The following is a 23,470-nucleotide window of genomic DNA, read 5'->3' as shown; positions in this document are numbered from 1 at the left end:
GTTACCGTACAATTTATTGTTGCATAGTTGTAGCCTGTGTAACAGGTATGAATATGTACCCATCAAAAAGCTGGTTGAGGCGGCTCATTATAAAGTCATTTTTATCTGAAGTTCTGTAACCGGTAAACCGTAGCGACAATAATGGCAGGGCATATTGTCTATCACGCGTATCCATATACCACGTCTTGTCATTGCCTGCTCTTATCAAAAATTCCCATGAGTCAGGAACAGCGGGGAAAAGGGAGCGGCTTTTAAACCGGCTGGTATTAACGATAAAACGATCGGCAGTGCTGCTGTAGGCGCCTTCTGCTGTTCCGGTGCCCACTACAAAATAATTACCGGAGAAATATTCATTCAAGTACATACCAGCTACACCACCACTATTGGCGTCACCAAATATCTGAGCTCTGGCCAGGTGGGCATTGTGGGCCCATACGATCACTTTAGCGCCTTGCTGATCTTCCGATATTTTCTTTACCATTTGGGCCATTGCCTCATCACGGGAGGCTTCTTTGCCTTCTTTTACGGGCCTGTAAATGCTGTAGTATGCCAGTTCGCTGTTGTATAAAGCGGTGTACAGGGCTTTGATGACAGCGCCGCTAAGCTGTCGGTGCAGTTGTCTGCTCAGGCTATCGAGCGTTGCTTTTATGCGTTTGGTTACTTCATATGCCTTCACACCGTTGTCGAGAACGGCTGACCATTCGTACGTGCGTTTTGCATTATTCATGTCTGCATAGGCATCATCCATCAACTGTGCACGTGCCAGTAGTGTATCTGTCAGAGATGTGAGTGTCGGGGTTTTCAACTTATTAATGGCTTCCTGTATAATGCGGGCATTGGTGGAGGTTTCCGAATAATCCATGCCTGCCAGCTGTAGTTTATGTCTGTGTGTCTGGTTGTACTGCCGCATCCATTGCAACAGTTCTGTTATTTCTGCATTTTGCCACATGCCCAGCAGGTTTTGCCGCATCAGGGTATCGAGGTTGCCTGCGCCTGTTTGCAGGTATTTGTTCAGCTCAATGCACCAGCCGTAGCTGTTTTCAAAGGCTATTATGGTAAATCCTTTTTCTTCACAGAGGTAGCGGGTGATCCAGGTACGTACGTGTTGAAACTCACTGGTGCCGTGCGTGCCCTCTCCTAACCCTACTACCTGCGCGCCTGCCATCGTGTTGAGTGAAGGCATCATGGATTGTTTAAAAGACGGATAGTTACTGATGTCTATCGGTGTCCGGTGCTGCTCTACCCATTGATGGGCGCTGTCTTTAGTTGCGGGTGGTATCTGTTGTGCGCTTGCAGATACAGTAATTGTGCTTAATACTGTCGTAATGCTTAGCAGGGAATTGATGATCTTCTTCATAGTTGTTGTTTATTGCATCCGGTTGCTTTCGTTTTCGATGCTGCTTTTGCGGTTGGTGCGGGCTTTTACATTCTTGTTGCCAAAGCGGTAAGTAAAGGTGGCGCGCACGAAGCGGGTTTCAGGTTTGGAATAGTTGGTTGATTGTACACCAAAGGATGATATGCTGTAGCGGGAGTTGTAAGTATTGAACGGATCGCTGATGTTTACCGCCAGTGTACCGCTTCCTTTGAATAAGGTTTTGGAAGCGCCGAGGCTCATGCTAAAGCGGTCTTGGTAGGTTACTACGCCCAACACCATGGGAGAGTAATAAGCCGCTGACACCTGCAGTTTGTAGCCTTTGGGCAAGAGGAACGTGTTATCGCTGTTGACAAAGGCCATCACCTTGGCGTTGTTGAACTCAGAACCGGTAGGGGCATTGAATTTTGCATAGGCTACAAAGAATCCATTGGTGGTCATCCATTTGTTGTTGAGAAGTGATTTGCTGTGTGTAACGGCTGCTTCCATGTAGTCGGCACTGCTGAGGTTGTCGTAGGTGCTGATGATAGCGGAGGAAGTATTGTCTTTGCGGTACACATCGGCCAGCACATCCCCGAAGCGAGCATAGGTAAGTGAGGCAAAGAGCTCATTGTTCCAAGCGTAGGACAGTTCAAAGTTGTGCTGGATACCGGGCTTCAGGTAAGGGTTGCCCTGGGAATAGCTGTATTGGCTTCTGTAGATAATAAAGGGATTTACCACATCGTATTTGTAGCGTTCTATGCTTTTGCGGTAAGAGAAAGCAAACTGGTGTGCCTCCGATGCCTGGTACTGGATGCCTGCATTGGGAAACAGGTTGAAATAGTTGTTGGTATTCACCTGTTGGGTAGTAATGGAGTTGCCTTCTATGTGTGTTTGTTCGGCACGTAATCCCAGCAGGAAGCTGAATTTCTTAACGCTCTTATTGATGTTTATATAGCCCGCGTAGATGTTTTCTTTGTAGATGAAGTGATTGGTCTTACCCAGGTCTTTGGCCCAGCCGCCATTCTCTCCTCTTTCCCATACTGCGTCATTATCTGTAGTGGCCTGTGATATTTTGAGACCAGCTTCGAGGCTACCTTTTTTAATGGGCTGTGTGTAATCGGCTGCCAGGGACTTGATGTCATTGGAAGCCGGGGCTTGGGCCCTGAGTAGTTGTGTTGCATAGGCACATCCTTTAGGATCGAAGAAGCTGGTGGAGAAGTTGTCATTCCATTTTTTATCATAGCTGAAGTAATCGGCATTGAACCTCAGCTCTTTTCCGGTTGTATCGAGGATGGTTTTGTAGTACAGGTTGATGGAGGGCGTCACGTAGCGGGTGCGACCAAGAGCCGTGACGGTAGAAAGAGAATCATTGTCTGTGCCAGGATTGTCGGCTACGGAACGGGTACCGGTTGTTTTGTTGATGGTGTTTACCATTCCTTTTACCAGTATGCCCAGCGAGTTGCGTTTGTTGAGGTCATAATCCAGACCAGCTTTGAAGGAATGACTACTTTGGTGGCTGATGCCATCCGTGTTGTCGGCAACTGACTTATCTGTACCCAGGAACCTGTTGAAGTTGCTTTTGTTGTATTGCTGATTGTCGAGGTAATCATAGCTGCCGTAGGCATTCATGTGCTTGTTGCGGTAGTTGAGGGAAAGGCCGGTATTCCAGGAGCCATAGGTGCCGGCTCTTCCGCCTGCTGTGGCTGTACCATTGAGGCCAAGCTTAGGATTTTTGGCCATGATGATGTTGATGACGGCGCCGCCTTGTGCATCGTACTTGGCAGAAGGGTTAGACATCAGTTCTATCTTTTCAATGCCGTTGGCTGGCATGGCGCTCAGCATGTTCTTGAGGTCTTCTCCGCTCAGGTTGGTATACCTGCCATCGATCAACACTGTTACTCTTTTACCTTTCAACTGCAGGTTGCCATCCTGCTCGATAACACCGGGCGCCCGGGAAAGTACTTCATATGCAGTGCCACCTGCTGCCAGTGGGCTACCGGCTACATTCACGATGGTCTTATTGATCTTTTGTGTGATATAGGGCTTGGTAGCGGTAATGGTGACAGCTTTCATACTGTCGGTTTTCATCTTTGTGGTATCGGCTGCGGCAGCACCTGGCTGTTGTGCCTGTGTGGCAATAGTGCTGATGGTTACCAGGAATACAATTGCTAATTTGAGGAGGAGGTTCATAACGTTGGTTTGTATTGTTTGCATGTTGTTGTCGTGTTTGCTGAGACAAAACAACAACATGCGACACAGGGCAACCAGTGGGTTTCCACTACCGGGCAGGTTTTTTCTACATAATTTCGGCCTGCCAATTACGTCGAAAGAAATGGGGATTACATCGAAGGATGGTAGGAACCCGGATCAGCGTATTTTATTCTTGCAGCATGGAAAAGCAACATCTTATTGACAGAAAAAGCCGTTTCCCTTATGTATATGAGCTATTGCTTTGGCTCATATATGTTTGTTTATATAAGTATTCTTATTATGTGGAAGCAGCCCCGATCCCGCATGGGCTACACCTCAACTTTCCTTACCCGCAGCTGATCCTGTATGCTATTGCAATGACGCTGTACACTATTCCTTTTTACCGCTGGCTGGCGCCCATGTTATTGCGCAAAAGGAGGTATGGCTGGTTTTCGCTTACCACGCTCCTGTATTTCGGCTTTGGGGCCAAATGGGCTGGCTGGCTGGTAAGTGTCATTTTTCATGTATTGAGTACAGATCCTGTGCTGGTAAAGTATTATGAATACCAATACCTGAACCTTGCCTACCGTTCGCAGGGCATTGCGCTATGGGACCTTAACCTGCTCGTCACTGACCTGATCGCCTTCCTCTCGCTCACTTTTACCTGGTATGCTTTTGAGAACGAACGTAAGAAGCACCTGCTGGAGAAGGACAATCTCGTATTGCAACTGGACGCATTAAAGGCACAGCTTCACCCGCACTTCCTGTTCAATACGCTCAATAATATTTATGGCATGAGCCTTACCGGTGATAAGCAAACGCCTGATTTTATTCTGCGCCTGTCGGACATGATGCGTTTTATCCTGTATGACTGTCAGCAAAACCAGGTAGCGCTGGAAAAGGATATTGCCTTCCTCGATAACTATCTCGAAATGGAGAAGCGCCGTTATCCCGCTGCCGATATTCAATTCACAGTAACTGGTGATGCCACCGGTAAGCAGATCGCACCTTTGCTGTTTATCCAGTTCCTTGAGAATAGCTTTAAGCATGGCGCCCACCGGTTGAATGATACGGGTTTTATTCATGGCTCTTTGACGGTACATGATAACTCTCTGACCTTTGAGCTACGTAATGATGTGTTTGCCGTTCCTACGCCGGCTAACATGCCTGCAGGGCAAAAGCAATATGGGGGTGTTGGGATCAACAACGTGCGGCAACGGCTGGCTTTGTATTATCCCGGCAAGCATACGCTTACTATCCATTCTGATAACACTATTTTTGAAGTGCGGCTTACGCTGTCATTATCTTAATTATGAGTAATTCATCTTATACAGGTCCGGTGATCCGGTGTTTAATTGCCGATGATGAACTGATGGCTCACCAGATACTGGAGCAATATATTCTGCAAATGCCCGGTCTGGTGCTGGTAGCCAAATGCCGCAATGCGCTGGAGGCTTTTGCCAAGCTGGAACAACATGCCATCGATCTCATCTTCCTCGATATAGAAATGCCATTGGTGAATGGTATTACGTTTCTTAAAACGTTGACCAATCCTCCCAAGGTGATCTTTACTACTGCGTATGCCAACTATGCCTTGGAGGGTTATGACCTCAACGTCACTGATTACCTGTTGAAGCCTTTCTCATTCGACCGGTTCTCGAAGGCCATCGAGAAAGTAAGGCAGGTATTGCAGCCTACAACTGCGACTACGCCGGCTACCGCTACTGACGACAATGATTACTTGCTGATCAAAGAGAAGGAGGGGTTGATGAAGATCGCTTACAACGACATCTATTACATCGAGGCTTCGCGTGACTATATGAAGATCTTCACCGCCAATGGGCATCACCTTGTACATCTCACCATGAAGAAGCTGGAGGAGTCATTGCCGCCGAGCTTGTTTGTAAGAACGCATAAGTCGTTTATTGTGTCTCTGAGGCAGATCAGGTCGCTGAAGCCAGATAATGTGGTGCTGGCTAATACGGTGAATATTCCGGTGAGTGCGAATTACGCGGAAACAGTGATGGAACGATTTAAGAAATAGCTACTACCGGAAAATGTCGAGGAGGCCATCGGGGAGGTCTACTTCTATTTGTTTTTTCTTCTTGTCTAATTTTTGCAGGGTCTCTGCGTGGATGGGAATGAGGGCTTCTTTGCCATCGAGGTCGATGCGGCAGAGCACCTGGTGGGGTTGTTCTATTACTTCGAGTATCTCGCCAATATCATTGCCGTTGTCGATGATGTGAAAGCCCAGCAGGGAGATAGGGGCTGATTTACCAGCATGCTCGTGGAAGGCTGCTTCTTCGAGCCATACTTGTTTTTGGACCAGCTTCTGGGCAGCTTCTTTGGTATTGATGTTCTCGAGCTTGATGAATATCTCCTGCTCGCTTTTGATGCGTGCTGTTTCTATGAAGTAGGGCAGGAACTCTTCTTTCTTTGCTTCAATGAATAATGCTTCCAGGCCCTTTAGGGCGGTTCTTCTGCCCAAATCATGGCGCAGTACTAATTCTCCTCCTACGCCGAAGGTGGCTACCAGTTTTCCGATGCTGATGTAGTTGGTCATAAGTTGATATAAAAAATCCCGACGACAAAGATAGTCATCGGGATTTTAATGAGTTTGGCTTTAGCTATACTGTCGCTTAGGAGGCTTCTCCTTCGCTTCTCCTTCTGATAGGAGCGCCAACACCACCACGGCGAACTCTTCTGTCCTTCGCGTTTGCTTCCTGGCGTTTCTTCACATGGATCTCATGTTCTGAGTGCCATGTTTGGAATTTCACCATTGCAGCAGCCTCGTCGAACAGACCGAGCTTAACACCACGGAGTAAGTGTTTGAGATACAGTACTCCCTTAAACGACAAAATTCTGCGTACAGTGTCAGTTGGTTGAGCGCCTTTGTGCAGCCAATCGAGGGCTTTTTGGCGGTCAAGCTGGATAGTAGCCGGAACTGTAAGCGGATTGTACGTACCTAATTTCTGGATAAATTTTCCATCTCTGGGGGAGCGGGCATCTGCCACTACAATGAAATAGAATGGTCTTTTCTTAGACCCGTGACGTTGCAGTCTGATTTTAACTGGCATTTTAAATAGAAATTTAAATGCGTGAACAAATAGGGTTACTTTCTACTTTTTCAAGGATTGCAAAGGTAGCAATCCGGTTGATTTTTCCAAATATAATAATTCGTCTTAAAACTCAGCTAACCTTGGCCAAAATTATAATTAAAAAAATATTAACGGTAAAATGGCCTTTATTTTAGAATTTCATCAACAAATACGTGCCTGCTTTATCTTCTGCCTAATCCCATCCGGCCCATCGGCATTTTGTTCATCATCTTCATCATTTCCTTCATTTGCTCAAATTGTTTGAGGAAGGCATTCAACTCATTCAGGTCTTTTCCCGCTCCTTTGGCAATGCGCGCTTTGCGGCTGGCGCTGATCAGGTCGGGATTGCTGCGTTCCTGAGGCGTCATGGAATTGATGAGGGCTTCGATGCCTTTGAATGAATCGTCGCTGATATCGATGTCTTTCACAGCTTTACCAACGCCAGGTATCATACCCAGGAGGTCCTTGATATTACCCATCTTCTTGATCTGATCAAGCTGTTGTTTAAAGTCCTCAAAATCAAACTGGTTCTTCCTGATCTTCTTTTCCAGCTTTTTGGCCTGTACTTCGTCGAACTGGGCCTGGGCTTTTTCCACGAGGGTGGTGATATCTCCCATCCCCAGGATACGCTGGGCCATCCGCTCGGGGTAGAATACGTCGAGAGTGTCCATCTTTTCGCCACTGCTGACGAATTTAATGGGCTTGCTGACGGTGTACTTGATAGAGAGGGCCGCACCACCACGGGTATCGCCATCGAGCTTGGTGAGCACCACGCCGGAGAAGTCGAGGCGGTCGTTGAAGGCTTTGGCTGTATTAACGGCATCCTGACCCGTCATAGAGTCCACTACGAACAGGATCTCGTTGGGGGAAACGGCGGATTTGACGTTGGCCACTTCGGTCATCATCGCCTCGTCTACGGCTAAACGGCCGGCCGTATCGATGATCACTACGTTCTTATTCTTGCTGCGGGCTTCTTTGATGGCATTGGTGGCAATGGCTACCGCATCTTTGTTTTCCGGCTCACTGTATACGTCGACACCGATCTGACCGCCCAGTACTTTCAACTGGTCGATGGCCGCAGGGCGGTAGATATCTGCTGCTACCAGGAGGGGCGACAGGCCCTTTTTGGACTTGAGGAAGTTGGCCAGTTTGCCGCTAAAGGTGGTTTTACCCGAACCTTGCAGGCCGGCAATGAGGATGACGGCGGGGTTTCCTTTGGTGTTAAAAGTGCTTTCAGTGCCTCCCATGAGCTCTACGAGCTCATCTTTCACGATCTTGACCATCAACTGGCCGGGGCTCACAGCGGTGAGCACTTTTTGGCCTAAGGCTGTTTCCCGCACTTTGTCGGTAAACTCCTTGGCGATCTTATAGTTCACGTCGGCATCTACCAATGCACGGCGGATATCTTTTACGGTGGCAGCAATATTGAGTTCGGTAATCCGGCCTTCACCTTTTATCTGTTTAAACGCGGATTCGAGTTTCTCCGATAATGACTCAAACATAAACTATTGATTGTTTTAGCATTCCTATAAAGATCAAAGGTGAATGTAGTTAAACATTCACCTTTGAACGGACTGCAAATTTACAGTAAGATTCGCTTATAACGTGTAAAGTTTTCTGTAGTTGTGCTTAGTTTTTTAAGGTTAAACGCCCAAATATCCGCGTAATTCTCTGGAGCGGGAGTTGGTGCGCAATTTGGTGATGGCTTTGTCTTTGATCTGGCGGACACGCTCGCGGGTGAGGTTGAATTTCTCCCCAATGTCTTCCAGGCTCATCGGATGGTCCTGACCAATTCCGAAGAAATAGCAGATCACTTCTTTTTGCCGTTCTGTGAGCATTTTCATGGAGCGCTCGATTTCCTGTTTAAGGGATTCATTGTGCTCGATGTTGGCATTGGCATGTTCGGCATTGGGATTGGCCAGCACGTCTACGAGGGTATTGTCTTCCCCTTCGGAGAGTGGCGTATCCATGCTCACATGGCGGGCGGCGATGCCGAGTGTGGCAGAAACCTCTTCTGTTTCAAGTTCCAGCAGTTCTGCCAGTTCTTCAGGTGAGGGTTCCCGTTCATACTCCTGCTCCAGTTGTGAGAAGGCTTTTTGAATTTTGTTGGTGAGCCCTACTTTGTTGAGCGGGAGGCGTACAATGCGCGACTGCTCGGCCAGGGCCTGCAGAATGCTTTGACGGATCCACCAAACAGCGTAGGAGATAAATTTAAAACCACGGGTTTCATCAAAGCGCTGTGCTGCTTTGATCAGGCCCAAATTACCCTCATTGATGAGGTCCGGCAGAGAGAGGCCCTGATTCTGGTACTGTTTGGCTACAGAGACCACAAACCGCAGGTTTGCCTTCGTGAGCTTGTCGAGTGCCAGCTGATCGCCTTGTTTAATCTTTCGTGCCAACCGCACTTCTTCTTCGGGGCTAATCAGTTCTACTTTGCCAATTTCCTGCAGGTACTTTTCAAGGCTCTGAGATTCACGATTCGTGATCGATTTCGTGATCTTGAGTTGACGCATACTCATAGGTAGGTCATTTAAAGGGTTTTTAAGGTTTAAAGGCTACGGATCAGACACAAGAAAAACGCCGGGGGCGTTATTTTCTTATATCCGGACGACCAACTTGTAAAAGTTCGTATTCAGCAATTTAAGGAATTCCGGCCCGGAATCCAAATAATTTAATTATAAATTGCTGGTTGTCAGTAGCTTTAAAGTTTTTCGGGTTATATATGACTTTCCCTACCTTTAACGGGTGTTGTAACAAAAAAATTTTGGGGGTTACATTATTTTTCTATTATTGCGCATTGGTATTACAAAAAGATCAATACAAGGAGTAGATGAGTAAGAAACAACAATTTACGTTAGAGTATCCGTTAAGATGTTCTCCTTCCATTTTATATGAGTTCCTTAGTACAGCCGCTGGTTTGCAGGAATGGTTTGCTGATAAAGTGGATGAGCGGGATAACGTTTTCAGTTTTTCCTGGAATGGGACTACAGATAAGGCAGAAGTAACAGAAAGCGAGACTGACAAATTCATACGTTTTCATTGGTTACATGCTCCCAACGAGGAGTATTTTGAGTTTAGCATCGAGAAGTCAGAAGTGACCAATCAGACTATACTTGTAATCAAGGATTTTGCAGAGAAAGGAGAAGTCAAGGATCAAAGCCAGCTTTGGGGTTATCAGGTTAAGGACCTGTTTCACCGCCTGGGCAACTAATGCCCTATCGCCTGTAGCAAAACCTGGAAGTGCAGTAATATTTTCCCGCATACCAGGTCCCATTGATGAAGTGGAATCTTAGCAGACAACTTACAGAAATCATTACGTGATAGCATGGTTGCTATCACGGCTTCGTCTAATTGATCTAACGGAGTATAATAGTCTTCCATGAAGTGATGCCGCCATTCGTCATCAGCTATGCAGATATAGAATTGATGTTGTTTCAACAGCGGCATATTATCCATTAGCACAGCCTGGTATTGTTGTTTGTATTTCCCTTTCAGGTGAAGGGTAATACTGAAGAAATGTCCCCACCAGAACATGGTACGAATGGCCCATGTGTCTTCTTTGCCAAATACGCGGGGAAAATCGAGCATTACCCAGGGTAATCCTTCATATTTTTCTCCTTTTGATATTTTGGGGGAGATGTCAGCAACGGTAAGCGGTAAGGGCTGCTTCGCGTCATGAAGCAACTGCTGCATGGCCGGTGGTAATTCGCTGAATAATAGCACTACTTTTTCTATGATATTATTCTTTGTTAAAAGCCAATCAGCGTTCTGCACCAGGGTTGATTCCTCTGCTGAAAGCTGTATTTTTGCCGCGTCCATTGGATAAAGATAACAGCGAAACCCAAAGATTGTGATCAAAAAACTGGATATACTGGTTCTAAAGGCGTTTATAGGCCCTTTTATTGCCACCTTTTTTCTCACGCTGTTTGTATTGATATTACAGTTTTTCTGGCTGTGGATCGACGATTTCGTGGGTAAGGGTATCGATACGATAACGATCCTGCGCCTCATCATGTACCTGAGCGCCACGCTGGTGCCGCTGGCTTTACCGCTCGCTGTATTGCTTTCTTCTATCATGACTTTCGGTAACCTGGGCGAAACTTTCGAACTGGTAGCTATTAAATCGGCCGGTATCGGCCTGCTGCGCTTTATGCGTGGGCTGCTGGTGGCCACTATCCTGCTGGCTGGCCTGGCTTTCTACTTCAACAATAACGTGATTCCCGTGGCCAACCTGCGGATGAAAACGCTGCAGTATGACCTGGTAAATAAGAAGCCTGCCTTCGACCTGAAGGAAGGGCAGTTTTACACCACGATTCCCGGTTTTTCGATCAAGGTGGCCAGAAAGGAGAATGATTCGATCCTGCATGACATCATCATTTATGAAAGCAGCCAGAGTGCACAGGACAATATGATTGCCGCCAAGCGGGGAATCATGCGCATGGCCTCTGATAAACGCTCTCTTGAATTTATACTACAGGATGGATGGCGCTATGAAGAGGAGGGTGACCGGGTGGGCATCAATACCCGGTTTTACCGGTTGGGTTTTAAGGAGTACAAAAAGGTGATGGACTTAAGCTCACTGACATTGAACCTTACTTCTGACAGTGTTTATAAAGACCGGGCAGAGATGTTGAGCATCTTCCAGTTGAACAAATCCATCGATTCACTGAGACGGACGCTTGCTCAATACGAGGAACGCCACAAGATGGAATTGAGGGCTTACCTGCCTTTTATCGCGTACCTCGATAGTGGCTGGACCAAGGTAACTGTGCCGCCGCTGAAGAAGGATACTACTTTCAGAAAATTGTTGCCTGATAGTGCCCGCTCAAGTGTACTGGATCAAACTATCTCGTATGCCAATTCGATCAAATCGACGCTCGAGGGTGCTACCGGTGAATATAAGAACCGGCGTAAGGAGTTGCGTACGCATATTATGACCTGGCACGAGAAGTTCACGATGTCGATTGCCGTGCTGGTATTGTTCCTGATCGGCGCTCCTTTGGGTTCTATTGTACGGAAGGGGGGCATCGGTACACCGCTTATATTTGCGGTGATCTTTTTTGTGATCTTCTTCCTGCTGAACAACTTCGGAAAGAAGTTCGTGAGTGAAGAAATATTAATGCCTTTTGCCGGTGCGTGGCTTGCCACGATCGTGCTGCTGCCCATTGGCTTTTTTCTGATCTATAAAGCGCTACACGATTCTCAATTGTTCAATAAGGAGTTCTATTTCCGTATTATCCGGAAATTCAGGCGTGGTAAGAAACTAAAAGGCAAAACAGTAGAGAGTGATAAACAAACACCTCTACTGGAAGAGGAGGCATCCGACGAGGAGGCCGCCATTGCCAAGGATGAATCTCATTAATTGCTCATCCTTCTTTAGGTCCGGCGCCAGCCTGGTATGATTGTTCGGGATATCCTTTGGAAGGTACTTTCAATATATCCTGGTCTATCTGTTTTCTACTGACCGTAGTGGCTGTGTAAGTGATCTTCCCTTTTTTATATTCATAGGTGTATTTCAGCACCAGGCCGGGAATGCATGCAAAGGCCGGCTCTACGGTAGCCAGCTCGGGGCGCTGAATGCTGCGTGTGTAAAAGGCTGTTATAGTCCTTCCATCGGCCAGGGTAATAACTGCTTTGTTGCAACGATAGCCCGCAATGACTACTGTATCATCTACCAGTCGACATCCTGCCTGATCGTATTTCGCATTGTATTGTTTCCACTGATTTGCGGAGAGGTACACTTTATGTTTGTTCTTTCCCGATTCTTTGACGATGACGGCCGTGCGTTCTGTGTTGCCGGGTGGCAGGATGAAGATGCTCTGCATGCGCATGAGGCTCACCAACCGCAACCGTACTAATCCATTGCTGACAAATAATGTTTTGGTGCCGCCATTGTAGGCCTCGCCTATGCCAATGCTTTTTTTCCTTGCCTTCGCCAACTCCATGGAATAAGTAACTGTGAGGTCTTCTACGGCTTTGGGGGGCTGGGTAGTTTTAGGCGCTTGCTTGAATGACCAACTGCTCAATACAAGCACTGCTATGCAAACAAACCGAAATGTTGACATGATATATGATCGATATGTTGTTATTTAAAAATGAACTCGGCCATGTCTATTGGGTCCAAAGGATTATTGGTTTGTTTAAAGTCAAAACGGGCTTCGTCGGCACTTTTCCATTGTTCCAGCTTCTCTCTTTCTTTTCTTGCTCTGCGGGTGGGTGTTCCCCGTTTGCGCTGCTGGTACATTTTCCTCAGGCTGCTCAGCATGTTTTCCGAGATCGTGAAGTAGCTGTATTGATCGAGCCTTACCATCAATTCACTTTCTGCGTCTTCTTCTTCAGCCAGGAAGGCAGGTAATGCCTCATATCGATAGCTGGCAAAAGTGACGATGAAGTCGTTTTCTACCAGCTGCAAGCCGCTGCCTTCGGCGGTGAACTTATTATTCTTAAAGAAATTCTCTGCTTTGGCGTTATCATAAATTTTATACCTGGCCGAATCCGGCAGGATAGCCACAGTAGAATGTTGAGGGCTATCAACAATTGGCTTCTTACCATCTTTGGTTTGCCAGGCCAGTTCGGGCGGTGGCTGAACGGATATCTGCCCTCTGAAGTAATAGAATGCCAGCCCTGCTATTATCAGTACCAATATGGCCGCGATAGCCCTGAAGGGGGTAAAGAGCCTGCGCAGGGTGGCCGGCGCCTGGGTTTTATCTACTTCCTGCAAGATGCGGGCAAAAGCGCCGGCTGGCGGCTCGATGCTGATATCCTGCAGGTTGGTGAATAGCACTGACTCTTCTACCGCATGGGTGATGGTGGCAGGCATGAAAGCAGGCGGCTGTATTTCCAACTCCTGGAGTGCCTGGAAGGCGCCCAGCCATTGACTGTCCTGTTCCAGGACAGCCTCAGCCTCTAACCTTCCCATCAGGTCATGGAATGCCCCTGGCGGAGGTTGTACCTCATATTGCCGTAGCCGGTCGAATATGTCAGTTCTGTTCGCCATGGGTTTCTTTGAATAGTTTTTGGAGGTAGGCTCTTGCCCTGAATAGTTGCGAGCGGCTTCCTTCTTCGGAAATACCGAGCATCTCTCCTATTTCTTTATGGTTGTATCCTTCTACGAGGTACAGGTTAATGACCGTACGGTAGCCATCGGGCATGGTACTGATCATTTTCATCAGATCGCTATTCGTCAGTTTATCGTATCCATTCAATCCATCGGCGGCCACCTCTACGTCGTCGGTGATCGCCGCGAAAACCGTCTTCTTTTTTTTGATGTAGTCGATACAGGTGCTCACAAAAATCCTCCTGGCCCATCCTTCGAAGGAGCCATCGCCCCTGAAGCCGGAAAGGTGCCTGTATAGTTTTACAAATCCCTCCTGGAAGCAGTCATTAGCATCATTGGAATTGCCCGCATAGCGAAGGCACAAGCTGTACATTTTGCCTGCTATGTGATCATAGAGTTGCTGAAAGGCTCTGTTGTCGCCATTAGCGGCCTTCTGGGTCAAGACCTCAAAAAGAGGAGGGGCGTTGCGTAGAGGTTCCATCGAACAAATATCAGGTTTTTCCTTCTATCGCCGGGCCACCTCCTTCATATTAACATGCCTATAGGCCATCTAAAGGCGTATGGGCCAACTGCCACGGGCAACGAAAAAAAATCTTTGATTTTTTTCAAATGGCGCGAAACGTTTGGAAAACATAGCCGGTCTAAGAATAGGACACGCAACTATGACAGGCTTACCGCTTGTTGATCAGACCCTTGCACTTTGAAGTGCTTACCTCCTTTTTCCTTTAAATACAGTTTGTGTTTACTGGTACGAGTGCTGTTTGCATCCGGACAGGTTTGGCATTACTATGCCGGATGCAAACGCAGGGGATCATTAAAATTTAGTTTTAAACATATTACTGCAACAGCAGTGGTTAGTAGCAAAATATTTCAGGTGGTGGTTTTTCAATTTCAGTCGGTTTAGTTCACTCAGAGTAAAACAGATGCCGGCCGGCAGGGGGAGTGGTTTTTTCCTGCCTCCGGCATTACTTACTCGCCCTTATTATCCTTACCCATGAGCATTGTCCCGGTCTCTTCGCAGAAAGTGTTACAGAAGGGCCGGGTATATCCGTACTCTTATTTTCTGCACTTACTACATGATAATGTAGTGGGTGTTTTGTTTTTCTTGCCCTACTTTTATCGTACGAATGGCGGTGAAGATCCTACTATACGACGACAATGAGGCTTTGCGGCAAAGTATGGAAACTTTGCTGGGGGAAGAGCCTGACCTCGAATTCATAGCTGGCATCCCCAATGCGGAGACGGTGGAGACGGACGTGCGCGAGCTGGAGCCGGATGTGGTGTTGATGGACATCGACATGCCCGGCGTAAACGGCGTGGAGGCTGTGCGTCGTATCCGAAAGATCGCTCCTCAGCTGCCCATCATCATGCTCACTGTATTTGATGATAATGAAAATATCTTCCGGGCCATCTGCGCAGGCGCCAGTGGCTATATCTTAAAGCGCTACGCCTCTATCGAAATACCTTCTGCTATCCGCAACGTACTCACCGGTGGCGCACCTATGACGGGAACGGTAGCCCGCAAAGTGCTGATGATGATCCCCCCGGCGCACAACAGCGACCAGGAGAAGACAGACCTTTCAGAAAAAGAGATCAGCATTCTTCAATTGCTCGTGCAGGGTTTCAGTTATAAAATGATCGCTGCCCAACTCAAGATCAGCCACGACACGGTTCGTTTCTACATCAAGAAAATCTACGACAAGCTGCACGTCCACTCAGCTACAGAAGCTGTTTCCAAAGCTATTAAAGACGGATTGGTTTAGTATTTGACTACATGAAGATGTAGTAAAACGGAGTTGAAGCGGGAGTAGTTTTGGGTTCAAACAGTAACCACGTATGAAACAACTATTCACTTTACTTCTCCTGCTTGTTGTGCTAAACAGCACTGCACAAAATGTTGGTGTTGGCACCGCCACTCCTATTTGCAAACTGGATGTATTCAGCTCCGATGTTTTTGTATCGCGCTTTAACGGTCCCAATGGCATGTACATTGCTTTTACCGAGAACAACCTTTACCGGGGCTATGTCGGCTCTTATTCGGGTGCTGCTGAAGATATGGACTTTGGTACGGGGACCGGTAATACTACAGGCAAAGTGCACCTGACGCTACAAGGTGTGCCCAAGTTAACTATAGAAGCCACAGGCGCTGTCAATGTTCAGGATGAATTGACCCGTTCTTCCAAGACAGGCTCTTCCAATCTGCTGCCCATTTGTTATGGCAACGTGAACGCAGCAGGATTTGTGCAAACCGGCAGCGGTAATTTTACTGTAAGCCGTTTTACAACGGGCTTCTACCAAATTACCATAACTGACGAGAACTATCACTTTCAGCAGTATGTAACTGTTGTTACAGCCATTGGCAGTACTGTTCCGGTGATTGCTACTACCGGCAGTGGCGGCGGCCTGCTGCAAGTGTATTTATACAATCTTGCCGGTGCATCTGTGGATGGCAATTTTCATTTTGTAGTCTATAAACAATAAGGCTATGAAAAAGCAATATTTTATCATCGCCTTGTTTTGCATGGCCCTGGCAAGTGCGCACGCACAGGTAACTGTTCAATCCGGCGCCTTGCTGCATATTCAGAACGGAGCAGACTTTACCGTAGAGGGTAATCTTTCTCTGGCCAACGGCAGTACGCTGACCAACCATGGTATTATACGCATGGGTAACAGCAGCGGCCTGACTTCTGATCTTATCGACAATACGGTTTCCGGATATTCTTATGGCAATGGCCGTTTTGTTTTCAACAGCACGTTTAACCAGGATATCAATACGCTCAATAGTTTTGAACGGATCGACATGGATGGCAGCAGTCTTACCTTTTCCAGCAATATTGTTTCTAATAAATGGTATCTCGTAAAGGGTGTTATTCATACCGGCTCCTTTATGGCATCGACGCCTTCTACCGCACAACTGGCTGTTGAAGCAGGTGCCGGCAATACCAATTTTACTAATGGTTGGTTTGATGGGAGATTAAGGCGTTCTGTAACTCCCGCCGTTGTTAACAGCTATCAATTTCCAGTGGGTAACACTACCCGACCTAATGTAGCTGAACTCAGCAATCTTACTGCCGATGCGCTGAATAATGTAACTTATATCGATGCTTTCTTTGGGCCTAAAGCCGGAACGGATGCAGGATTGGTGGCTACAGAACAGGGATCTTCTTATATCGGCGTTCACACTGCCGGCGTATGGCATTTGATACCGAATGTGGCTCCCACTTCCGGCAAATACCAACTCAGGGTGTATACCAATGGCTTTACTGGTTTAAATGATAATGAGTTCACTATTTTACGCAGACCGGAAGGTTCTTCCAGTGGTGCAGGCTGGAGTGTGCCTACCGGCAGCAATGTAAATGCTAACGGCGGCGCGGGCCGCATGGCTGCAGATGGCTACGCGCTCAGGAATAACCTGGGTAGCTTTAGTGAATTTGGTATTGGCCTACTGGCATTCGCTTTGCCCGTAAAGCTTACCAACTTCATGGTAAGGCGCACTACTACGCATTTTGTGCAGGTGAGCTGGCAAACGCAGACTGAACAAAACAACAAAGGTTTTGAAGTGGAATGCCGGGCCGATAATGAAACTCAATTTGCATTAAAGGGAACGGTACCTTCCAAAGCAGCCAATGGCAACAGCACGTTATCTATTGATTATTCATTCACGGATGCCAATACTTACGCCGGCGTTAGTTATTACCGCCTGAAACAAACAGACCTCGATGGCAGGAGTTATTATTCTCTGATCAAAGCGGTGAAAGGGGAATCCAGTGTCAATGTATTGATATGGCCTAATCCTAATGATGGTCAGTTCAGTATTCGCCTGGAAGGTATCAATGATCAACGGGAAGCGCAGATCATAGACATCAATGGCAGAATGGTTCAAAAGTTAACGATCAAAGGATCGCAGCTTGTAACTATCCGCAACCTTACGCCGGGCACTTATGTGCTTTGTATTCCGGACGCATTTGGTAGTGGTGAACATTTTAAGGAAAAAGTAATGGTGGTCCGGTAAAGTCTGCTGAAGAATATATTATACTTTTACTCCAAATCTAATTGATTTGGAAGCAGGAAGGGAAAATCTTCGCATACAGAAATGGGTGGTAATAGTAGGCGTGTGCTTGTTCCTGATCAAAACGGTTGCCTACTTTTTAACTCATTCGGTTGCTATCCTCACGGACGCCCTCGAGAGCACCGTTAATGTAATAGCCGGTTTTATTGGTTTGTATAGTTTGTATGTAGCAGCCAAACCAAAGGATGAGGATCATCCGTATGGTCATGGCAAGGCAGAATTTCTTTCTGCTGCTGTAGAGGGCACGCTTATTGGCGTGGCCGGCGTTATGATCATTTACGAAGCGGTGAAAAAACTGCTTCATCCTCAGCCTTTGCAAAAGCTGGATTATGGTATTGTTCTGATTGCTTTTACCGCCCTGGCAAACTATATCATGGGTGCTTACAGCGTGAGACAGGGAAAAAAGAATAATTCCCTCGCGCTGGTTGCCAGTGGTAAGCATCTGCAATCGGATACCTGGTCTACGCTTGGTATTATCACCGGCCTGGCGCTTATCTATTTTACTGGTCTCACGTGGCTGGATGGTGCGGTCGCCATCCTCTTTGCCCTGGTACTCATTTTTACCGGCTACCATATTCTTCGTGACTCCATAGCCGGCATCATGGATGAGGCAGACAAGGAATTGTTGTTGAAGATGGTGGACCTGCTCAACAAGCATCGCCGCGAAAACTGGATAGACCTGCATAACCTCCGTGTAATCAAATACGGGGGTCAATTGCATGTAGACTGTCATCTTACTGTTCCGTGGTATTTCAATGTACGTGAAGCTCATCATGAGATCGATGAGCTTTCCAACCTCATCAGACAGGAGTTTGGCGATTCGCTGGAGTTGTTTGTACACTCCGACGGCTGCCTCGATTTTTCCTGCAGCATCTGCACTAAAAAAGATTGCCCGGTGCGCCAGCGCCCTTTTGAACAACAGGTGCCGTGGACGCTTGAAAACCTTCCTTTGAATCAGAAGCATCAGCTGGGGACAACCTGAGCAGCTTTGGAGGTCTGGCCGCTTTGAGCGGCCTGACTGGTAGCAGTCGATCCGGTTGGGGAAAACAGCCTATATTCGCTTCCCAATGACTTATTGTTATACATTTTAAATCTGTCAATATGCAAGCCTGGAAAGATTATCAGGAAAAGAATAAAGACCGTTTTTTGAATGAATTGCTGGAATTGTTGCGTATCCCTTCTATCAGCGCCAACAGTGCTAATAAGGATGATATGAGGAAGTGTGCAGAGGCTGTAAAGCAACGTTTGCTGGAAGCCGGCGCCGCTACTGCTGCCGTATATGAAACAGATGGCCACCCGGTTGTATATGGCGAAAAGATCGTTGATCCTTCTAAACCTACCGTACTGGTATATGGGCATTATGATGTTCAACCGCCCGATCCACTCAAGCTTTGGAACAGTGGTCCTTTTGATCCCGTGATCAAGGACGGTAAAATCTATGCACGTGGCTCTGCTGATGACAAGGGGCAGTTCTATATGCACGTGAAAGCATTGGAAGTACTTTCTAACACCAATTCTCTTACTACCAATATCAAGTTTCTCATCGAAGGTGAAGAGGAAGTTGGTTCACCCAACCTCGGCAAATTCGTAGCTGCGCATAAAGACCTGTTGAAGTGTGATGTGATCCTGATCAGCGACTCTGCGATGATCAGCATGGAGAATCCTTCTATGGATATTGGTGTTCGTGGGCTTGCTTACATTCAAGTGGAAGTGACAGGCGCCAACCGCGACCTGCACAGTGGTGTATATGGTGGTGCCGTTGCTAACCCCATTACCATCCTGGCCAAGATGATCGCTTCGTGCCATGATGAGAATAATCATATTACTATTCCCGGATTCTATAATGATGTTGTTGAAGCAGGACAGGAAGAGCGTAACCTGATGGCGCAGGCTCCTTATAATGAAGCCGAGTACAAGAATGATCTTGGCGTAAAAGAGTTGTGGGGCGAAAAAGGTTTTACCACCAATGAACGTACCGGCATTCGTCCTACGCTTGAGCTGAATGGTATCTGGGGCGGCTATATTGAAGAGGGCGCCAAAACAGTGCTTCCTTCCAAGGCGTTTGCCAAAATATCTGCGCGGTTAGTGCCTAATCAGTCTTCACATAACATTACCGAAATACTGCTTAATCACTTCCGTAAAATAGCACCGGCTTCTGTGACGGTAGATGCTTTTGAACTGCACGGTGGAGAGCCTTATATGACGCCGATCGACTCGCTCGCTTATCAGGCAGCTGCCAAAGCCATTGAGACGTCTTTTGGCAAGAAGCCTATTCCCGTTCGCGGCGGTGGCAGTATTCCCATTTGCACCATCCTGGAGAAGGAACTGGGTGTGAAGATCGTATTTATGGGTTTTGGACTGGATAGCGATAACCTGCACTCTCCTAACGAGAAATTCGACCTGGTGAATTTCTACAAGGGTATCGAGACCATCCCGTATTTCCATAAGTACTTTGCGGAGATCAGCAAATAGAAGCAAGCGGTTAGCTTTTAGGTTTTAGCCTTTAGCTTTTGCGAACAATCTTACTGAATAGTCTTAATTTATAGTCCCGGAGGTGATTACTCCGGGATTTTTTATTTTTGCAATATGGGTAGTGAAAAAGAGAAATTACGGATCGATAAATACCTGTGGGCCATTCGCCTGTTCAAAACAAGGGCCATGGCCGCAGCGGCCTGCGACGCCGGCAAGGTGAAGCTGAATGATATGCAGGTGAAGCCGTCCAAAACGGTTAACGTGGGTGATGAATATCATGTAAGAACGGAAGCTCGCCGCTGGCGTGTGAAGGTGACCGCCCTCTTGCATAACCGGGTGGCTTATACGGAAGCGGTGAAATATTATACGGATATTACGCCTCCCGAAGAATTGGAACGGCTCGACTTCCAGGCTGCCAGTTTCCATACTGGTAAACGCCTGAGTAAAATAGGACGGCCTACCAAGAAGCAACGCAGGGAGCTGGGAGACTTCTTTGAAGAACCTACGGAGGAGTAGAAATAAATAAGAAAAAGCCCACCGGAAACCGGGGGCTTTTTTGTCTTACCTATAACCTTTGATCAGAAAACTATTGGTTGGATTCCTCTGCCTTCTTCTCTTCTTTAGGTGCTTTTTTCTTTTTGTGTTTGTTTTTGTGCAGTACTCCGAAGCGGACACCTACATGCACATCGGCTTGCTTAGACTCATTCAACAGGGCCGTCACCACACTGCCTGAACCTACAAACACAGGTCCGAAGCGTACTGACAAGCCTGCATTGAACTTGGTGAGCTCATTGTAGTTGAGCGGCAGGTAGCAGCCAAACATACCTGTTTCATAACGCGGCGTGAGTGTAAACGTATTGCGGTACTGGCTATTGTATGGTTTGCTTTCATTGCTGATGAGTGAGAACTGACCAGCCAGACTAATGTAAAAACGGCGGTATATATTGTAATCCACATCCAACTGCATGGTGGTAGGCAACGCTACTTTATATTCGCTTTCTGCGCTACCGGCAACGGGTGTAAAGTATTGAGGACGGCCATCGAAAAAGCTCTTATAATCGTCCAGGTCTACATCAGATAATTCTGAAAGGTAAAAACGTTCTGCACCTGTGACGCCTATGTCATATGCGCCGCTACGTGCCTGGTCGCGTTTGTATTTCAAGGAACCGATATCGAGTATCGCAAATCCTACACGGAGTTTGTATTTGTTTTCATTTCTGTTCCAATCGTAATTATCGCCGCTTCTGTGTTTTGCCTGATCGGGTCTGAATTCATACACGAACCCGATATCAAAACCAAAGCCCTGGCTATCAAAGGAGGTAAGGTCGCTGGCTTCAAAGTTGTCGAAGCTGGCGCCGCCAAATCCTAAACCGAGACGGCCCGTAGTATTGGACAGATAGGCTTTTTCCGATATTTTATCTTCATTGATCGTGGTAGTCAGGTCCTTGATCTGGAGATAGGTGTTGCCTACGCCAGCGAGGTATTTAAGGGTGACACCACCTTTCAGAAAATGTTTGTTTTTATCCATGATGATCTGTCCGAGGCTGGCGCCAAATTCGGACCAGGCATTCATGTTGATGCGCATGTTCTGAGCTGATGTAATCGTATAGGGAAGGCCTGCATCGCTGGTATAACCATCTACTACTTGTTGTAACAATGTTCCATCCACATCCTGCACATTGGCCATTACCCGTGCGCGGGAAGTGATAGCGATGGCTGTCTTTTTAGTAGCATTGAACATAAAGGAAGGTCCCAATACGCTCACGCTCATCAGGCCACTGGTAGGGCCAGCATTCCTGCCGTATAATTGATTTTCAAGGCTGTCGGCATTGAATGATTCACTGAGGTTTTTCAACTTGAAGGAGGCCTGGTTGTTACCGCCTAATGCGCTTACCGATACCAGGTTTACATCCCAGCGGTAGCGGCTGTCGGCAATATTGGCCGGGTTGAAGAAAACGCCGTTCACGCCGGTATAGTTGCCTGTGCGGTAGCCGGAGTAATCCTGTGAAAAACCAACAAATGAGGTGAAAAGTAGAGAGGGTGCGATCATTTTACGCAATAAAAACTGACCGTTTAATTGCTTAAACATGTTTTAAGAGGGTTTAGGTTAGGGTTCTACAAGGGGGGAACCTGTGTTCCACGCTCTTAAACGTAAAAGCGCTCATTATATTTTGGGAGCCCTACCCCGGAAATTGCGCGTAATTATAAGTAAAAGATGTAAGTTATCTTTGCGGGATGCGCATCGATATTATTACTGTTATTCCCGAGTTATTGGAAAGTCCATTATCGCATTCGATCATGAAACGTGCCCGTGATAAAGGACTGCTGGAGGTGCATTTGCATCACCTGCGTCAGTGGGCCGTGAATGAATATGGCCAGGTGGATGACTATCAATATGGCGGGGGCGCCGGCATGGTAATGATGCCCGAGCCGTTGGCGAAGGCCATAGAGGCTTTGTCCCAAAACACTCAATACGACGAGATCATTTATATGACGCCTGATGGCGCCACTTTTAACCAGTCGACTGCCAACCAGTTGTCGATGAAGCAAAATCTCCTGATCATTTGTGGACATTATAAAGGTATCGACCAGCGGATACGTGATCACTTCGTGACAAGGGAAATATCGATTGGTGATTATGTGCTGAGTGGCGGTGAACTGGCTGCCGCCATTGTGGTGGATGCTATAGGCAGGTTGTTGCCGGGTGTGCTGAATGATGAAACTTCTGCGTTATTCGATTCTTTCCAGGATAACTTACTGGCTCCACCGGTGTATACGCGTCCGGCTGATTTCCGTGGCTGGAAAGTGCCTGATATCTTATTGAGCGGCGATCTTAAAAAGATTGAAGAGTGGCGGTATGAGCAGGCTGTGCAGCGTACTACTGAGAGGAAGCCTGATCTGCTGAAGGATTGACCCTTCGACAGGCTCAGGGTGACAATACAAACTTAGGGTGACAGAAAACATCGCGCTTCGACAATCCTTCGACAAGCTCAGGATGACAACATAGTTCTGAAAATATGAGGTCGGAAGTACCTGAATGATTTCATCCCTCCGACCTGTTTTGATGACCCTTCATACATATTTTAGAACAGCGCTACCATATAGACCAGCGCATAAAATACCAGTTGCATAAGCAGGTTGACGAGGATTGTTTTTTTCATAGTGGTGGATTTTGGTTGCTCTATGTAATTGCATGCTTCGTGCCAAAAGCCATTTATCCACATCGCAAA

22 protein-coding genes are annotated in these 23,470 nt (G+C 47.0%); 11 read left to right on the top strand and 11 right to left on the bottom strand.

Translation table 11 applies throughout. The features are described from left to right. Positions 1–13: 13 nt before the first annotated feature. Positions 14–1,357, bottom strand: coding sequence for an erythromycin esterase family protein (locus AC5JBY_RS01490; protein WP_495902764.1), 1,344 nt, complete (start codon positions 1,355–1,357; stop codon positions 14–16). A gap of 9 nt (positions 1,358–1,366) precedes the next feature. Then, on the bottom strand, positions 1,367–3,568 hold the full coding sequence (locus AC5JBY_RS01485) for an outer membrane beta-barrel protein (protein ID WP_495902763.1): 2,202 nt from the start codon (positions 3,566–3,568) through the stop codon (positions 1,367–1,369). A gap of 176 nt (positions 3,569–3,744) precedes the next feature. Here AC5JBY_RS01485 and AC5JBY_RS01480 point away from each other — a divergent pair, with 176 nt between their 5' ends. Then, positions 3,745–4,854: a sensor histidine kinase gene (locus AC5JBY_RS01480; RefSeq protein WP_495902762.1), complete on the top strand. Its 1,110-nt coding sequence runs from the start codon at positions 3,745–3,747 to the stop codon at positions 4,852–4,854. Positions 4,855–4,856: 2 nt separating this feature from the next. Further along, positions 4,857–5,588: a LytR/AlgR family response regulator transcription factor gene (locus AC5JBY_RS01475; RefSeq protein ID WP_495902761.1), complete on the top strand. Its 732-nt coding sequence runs from the start codon at positions 4,857–4,859 to the stop codon at positions 5,586–5,588. Positions 5,589–5,591: 3 nt separating this feature from the next. Here AC5JBY_RS01475 and rimM read toward each other — a convergent pair whose 3' ends face one another. From rimM to AC5JBY_RS01455, 4 genes are all read right to left on the bottom strand, one after another. Further along, positions 5,592–6,107, bottom strand: a complete 516-nt coding sequence (gene rimM / locus AC5JBY_RS01470) for a ribosome maturation factor RimM (protein ID WP_495902760.1) — start codon at positions 6,105–6,107, stop codon at positions 5,592–5,594. 76 nt (positions 6,108–6,183) lie between these two features. Next, on the bottom strand, positions 6,184–6,621 hold the full coding sequence (gene rpsP / locus AC5JBY_RS01465) for a 30S ribosomal protein S16 (protein ID WP_315818048.1): 438 nt from the start codon (positions 6,619–6,621) through the stop codon (positions 6,184–6,186). A 203-nt stretch (positions 6,622–6,824) separates the two neighbouring features. After that, positions 6,825–8,144 (bottom strand): signal recognition particle protein, encoded by a 1,320-nt coding sequence (gene ffh / locus AC5JBY_RS01460; protein WP_495902759.1) that lies wholly within the window; start codon positions 8,142–8,144, stop codon positions 6,825–6,827. A 141-nt stretch (positions 8,145–8,285) separates the two neighbouring features. Next, positions 8,286–9,161: a sigma-70 family RNA polymerase sigma factor gene (locus AC5JBY_RS01455; RefSeq protein ID WP_495902758.1), complete on the bottom strand. Its 876-nt coding sequence runs from the start codon at positions 9,159–9,161 to the stop codon at positions 8,286–8,288. A 311-nt stretch (positions 9,162–9,472) separates the two neighbouring features. Between AC5JBY_RS01455 and AC5JBY_RS01450 the strand changes: the two genes are divergently transcribed. Beyond that, the gene (locus tag AC5JBY_RS01450) at positions 9,473–9,853 is read left to right on the top strand and encodes an START-like domain-containing protein (RefSeq protein WP_495902757.1); all 381 of its coding nucleotides are present in this window, start codon (positions 9,473–9,475) and stop codon (positions 9,851–9,853) included. Here the strand turns inward: AC5JBY_RS01450 and AC5JBY_RS01445 are convergent. Further along, complete coding sequence (locus AC5JBY_RS01445; protein ID WP_495902756.1) at positions 9,850–10,461, bottom strand: hypothetical protein; 612 nt, start codon at positions 10,459–10,461, stop codon at positions 9,850–9,852. The genes AC5JBY_RS01450 and AC5JBY_RS01445 overlap by 4 nt on opposite strands. Before the next feature lie 31 nt (positions 10,462–10,492). Here AC5JBY_RS01445 and AC5JBY_RS01440 point away from each other — a divergent pair, with 31 nt between their 5' ends. After that, positions 10,493–12,004, top strand: coding sequence for an LptF/LptG family permease (locus AC5JBY_RS01440; protein WP_495902755.1), 1,512 nt, complete (start codon positions 10,493–10,495; stop codon positions 12,002–12,004). A 4-nt stretch (positions 12,005–12,008) separates the two neighbouring features. On the opposite strand, the gene AC5JBY_RS01435 is transcribed toward AC5JBY_RS01440, so the two are convergent. The 3 genes from AC5JBY_RS01435 to AC5JBY_RS01425 are packed head-to-tail and all read right to left on the bottom strand — an operon-like array spanning position 12,009 to position 14,180. Beyond that, positions 12,009–12,707, bottom strand: coding sequence for a hypothetical protein (locus tag AC5JBY_RS01435; protein WP_495902754.1), 699 nt, complete (start codon positions 12,705–12,707; stop codon positions 12,009–12,011). A gap of 20 nt (positions 12,708–12,727) precedes the next feature. Beyond that, positions 12,728–13,639, bottom strand: coding sequence for a hypothetical protein (locus AC5JBY_RS01430; RefSeq protein WP_495902753.1), 912 nt, complete (start codon positions 13,637–13,639; stop codon positions 12,728–12,730). Further along, positions 13,623–14,180, bottom strand: coding sequence for an RNA polymerase sigma factor (locus AC5JBY_RS01425; protein WP_495902752.1), 558 nt, complete (start codon positions 14,178–14,180; stop codon positions 13,623–13,625). The genes AC5JBY_RS01430 and AC5JBY_RS01425 overlap by 17 nt, the downstream gene beginning before the upstream one ends. 646 nt (positions 14,181–14,826) lie before the next feature. Here AC5JBY_RS01425 and AC5JBY_RS01420 point away from each other — a divergent pair. The 6 genes from AC5JBY_RS01420 to AC5JBY_RS01395 all read left to right on the top strand — a co-directional run bounded on the left by AC5JBY_RS01420 (position 14,827) and on the right by AC5JBY_RS01395 (position 20,756). Next, positions 14,827–15,462 (top strand): response regulator, encoded by a 636-nt coding sequence (locus tag AC5JBY_RS01420; RefSeq protein ID WP_495902751.1) that lies wholly within the window; start codon positions 14,827–14,829, stop codon positions 15,460–15,462. 73 nt (positions 15,463–15,535) lie between these two features. Continuing rightward, positions 15,536–16,180, top strand: a complete 645-nt coding sequence (locus AC5JBY_RS01415) for a hypothetical protein (protein ID WP_495902750.1) — start codon at positions 15,536–15,538, stop codon at positions 16,178–16,180. Positions 16,181–16,184: 4 nt separating this feature from the next. Continuing rightward, the gene (locus tag AC5JBY_RS01410; RefSeq protein WP_495902749.1) at positions 16,185–17,711 is read left to right on the top strand and encodes a T9SS type A sorting domain-containing protein; all 1,527 of its coding nucleotides are present in this window, start codon (positions 16,185–16,187) and stop codon (positions 17,709–17,711) included. A gap of 46 nt (positions 17,712–17,757) precedes the next feature. Beyond that, positions 17,758–18,750: a cation diffusion facilitator family transporter gene (locus AC5JBY_RS01405; protein WP_495902748.1), complete on the top strand. Its 993-nt coding sequence runs from the start codon at positions 17,758–17,760 to the stop codon at positions 18,748–18,750. A gap of 119 nt (positions 18,751–18,869) precedes the next feature. Then, positions 18,870–20,240, top strand: a complete 1,371-nt coding sequence (locus tag AC5JBY_RS01400; protein WP_495902747.1) for a dipeptidase — start codon at positions 18,870–18,872, stop codon at positions 20,238–20,240. A 114-nt stretch (positions 20,241–20,354) separates the two neighbouring features. Then, the gene (locus AC5JBY_RS01395) at positions 20,355–20,756 is read left to right on the top strand and encodes an RNA-binding S4 domain-containing protein (protein ID WP_495902746.1); all 402 of its coding nucleotides are present in this window, start codon (positions 20,355–20,357) and stop codon (positions 20,754–20,756) included. Between the two features lie 70 nt (positions 20,757–20,826). On the opposite strand, the gene AC5JBY_RS01390 is transcribed toward AC5JBY_RS01395, so the two are convergent. Beyond that, positions 20,827–22,329: a DUF5723 family protein gene (locus tag AC5JBY_RS01390; RefSeq protein WP_495902745.1), complete on the bottom strand. Its 1,503-nt coding sequence runs from the start codon at positions 22,327–22,329 to the stop codon at positions 20,827–20,829. 146 nt (positions 22,330–22,475) lie between these two features. Between AC5JBY_RS01390 and trmD the strand changes: the two genes are divergently transcribed. After that, positions 22,476–23,153, top strand: a complete 678-nt coding sequence (gene trmD, locus AC5JBY_RS01385) for a tRNA (guanosine(37)-N1)-methyltransferase TrmD (protein ID WP_495902744.1) — start codon at positions 22,476–22,478, stop codon at positions 23,151–23,153. Positions 23,154–23,470 lie beyond the last annotated feature (317 nt).

This window comes from Paraflavitalea sp. (genome assembly GCF_059502485.1).
The sequence above is the reverse complement of the archived record's forward strand: the minus strand, read 5'-3'. Positions and strand labels throughout refer to the sequence as shown.

What these genes read in the sequence shown, in the direction of transcription:
- AC5JBY_RS01435 (WP_495902754.1), bottom strand. Translation starts at nt 12,707, where the DNA reads ATGTCAACATTTCGGTTTGTTTGCATAGCAGTGCTTGTATTGAGCAGT.
- AC5JBY_RS01445 (WP_495902756.1), bottom strand. Translation starts at nt 10,461, where the DNA reads ATGGACGCGGCAAAAATACAGCTTTCAGCAGAGGAATCAACCCTGGTG.
- AC5JBY_RS01430 (WP_495902753.1), bottom strand. Translation starts at nt 13,639, where the DNA reads ATGGCGAACAGAACTGACATATTCGACCGGCTACGGCAATATGAGGTA.
- trmD (WP_495902744.1), top strand. Translation starts at nt 22,476, where the DNA reads ATGCGCATCGATATTATTACTGTTATTCCCGAGTTATTGGAAAGTCCA.
- AC5JBY_RS01390 (WP_495902745.1), bottom strand. Translation starts at nt 22,329, where the DNA reads ATGTTTAAGCAATTAAACGGTCAGTTTTTATTGCGTAAAATGATCGCA.
- AC5JBY_RS01480 (WP_495902762.1), top strand. Translation starts at nt 3,745, where the DNA reads ATGGAAAAGCAACATCTTATTGACAGAAAAAGCCGTTTCCCTTATGTA.
- AC5JBY_RS01425 (WP_495902752.1), bottom strand. Translation starts at nt 14,180, where the DNA reads ATGGAACCTCTACGCAACGCCCCTCCTCTTTTTGAGGTCTTGACCCAG.
- AC5JBY_RS01455 (WP_495902758.1), bottom strand. Translation starts at nt 9,161, where the DNA reads ATGAGTATGCGTCAACTCAAGATCACGAAATCGATCACGAATCGTGAA.
- AC5JBY_RS01415 (WP_495902750.1), top strand. Translation starts at nt 15,536, where the DNA reads ATGAAACAACTATTCACTTTACTTCTCCTGCTTGTTGTGCTAAACAGC.
- AC5JBY_RS01485 (WP_495902763.1), bottom strand. Translation starts at nt 3,568, where the DNA reads ATGCAAACAATACAAACCAACGTTATGAACCTCCTCCTCAAATTAGCA.
- AC5JBY_RS01475 (WP_495902761.1), top strand. Translation starts at nt 4,857, where the DNA reads ATGAGTAATTCATCTTATACAGGTCCGGTGATCCGGTGTTTAATTGCC.
- rpsP (WP_315818048.1), bottom strand. Translation starts at nt 6,621, where the DNA reads ATGCCAGTTAAAATCAGACTGCAACGTCACGGGTCTAAGAAAAGACCA.
- AC5JBY_RS01410 (WP_495902749.1), top strand. Translation starts at nt 16,185, where the DNA reads ATGAAAAAGCAATATTTTATCATCGCCTTGTTTTGCATGGCCCTGGCA.
- rimM (WP_495902760.1), bottom strand. Translation starts at nt 6,107, where the DNA reads ATGACCAACTACATCAGCATCGGAAAACTGGTAGCCACCTTCGGCGTA.
- AC5JBY_RS01450 (WP_495902757.1), top strand. Translation starts at nt 9,473, where the DNA reads ATGAGTAAGAAACAACAATTTACGTTAGAGTATCCGTTAAGATGTTCT.
- AC5JBY_RS01395 (WP_495902746.1), top strand. Translation starts at nt 20,355, where the DNA reads ATGGGTAGTGAAAAAGAGAAATTACGGATCGATAAATACCTGTGGGCC.
- AC5JBY_RS01490 (WP_495902764.1), bottom strand. Translation starts at nt 1,357, where the DNA reads ATGAAGAAGATCATCAATTCCCTGCTAAGCATTACGACAGTATTAAGC.
- AC5JBY_RS01420 (WP_495902751.1), top strand. Translation starts at nt 14,827, where the DNA reads ATGGCGGTGAAGATCCTACTATACGACGACAATGAGGCTTTGCGGCAA.
- AC5JBY_RS01400 (WP_495902747.1), top strand. Translation starts at nt 18,870, where the DNA reads ATGCAAGCCTGGAAAGATTATCAGGAAAAGAATAAAGACCGTTTTTTG.
- ffh (WP_495902759.1), bottom strand. Translation starts at nt 8,144, where the DNA reads ATGTTTGAGTCATTATCGGAGAAACTCGAATCCGCGTTTAAACAGATA.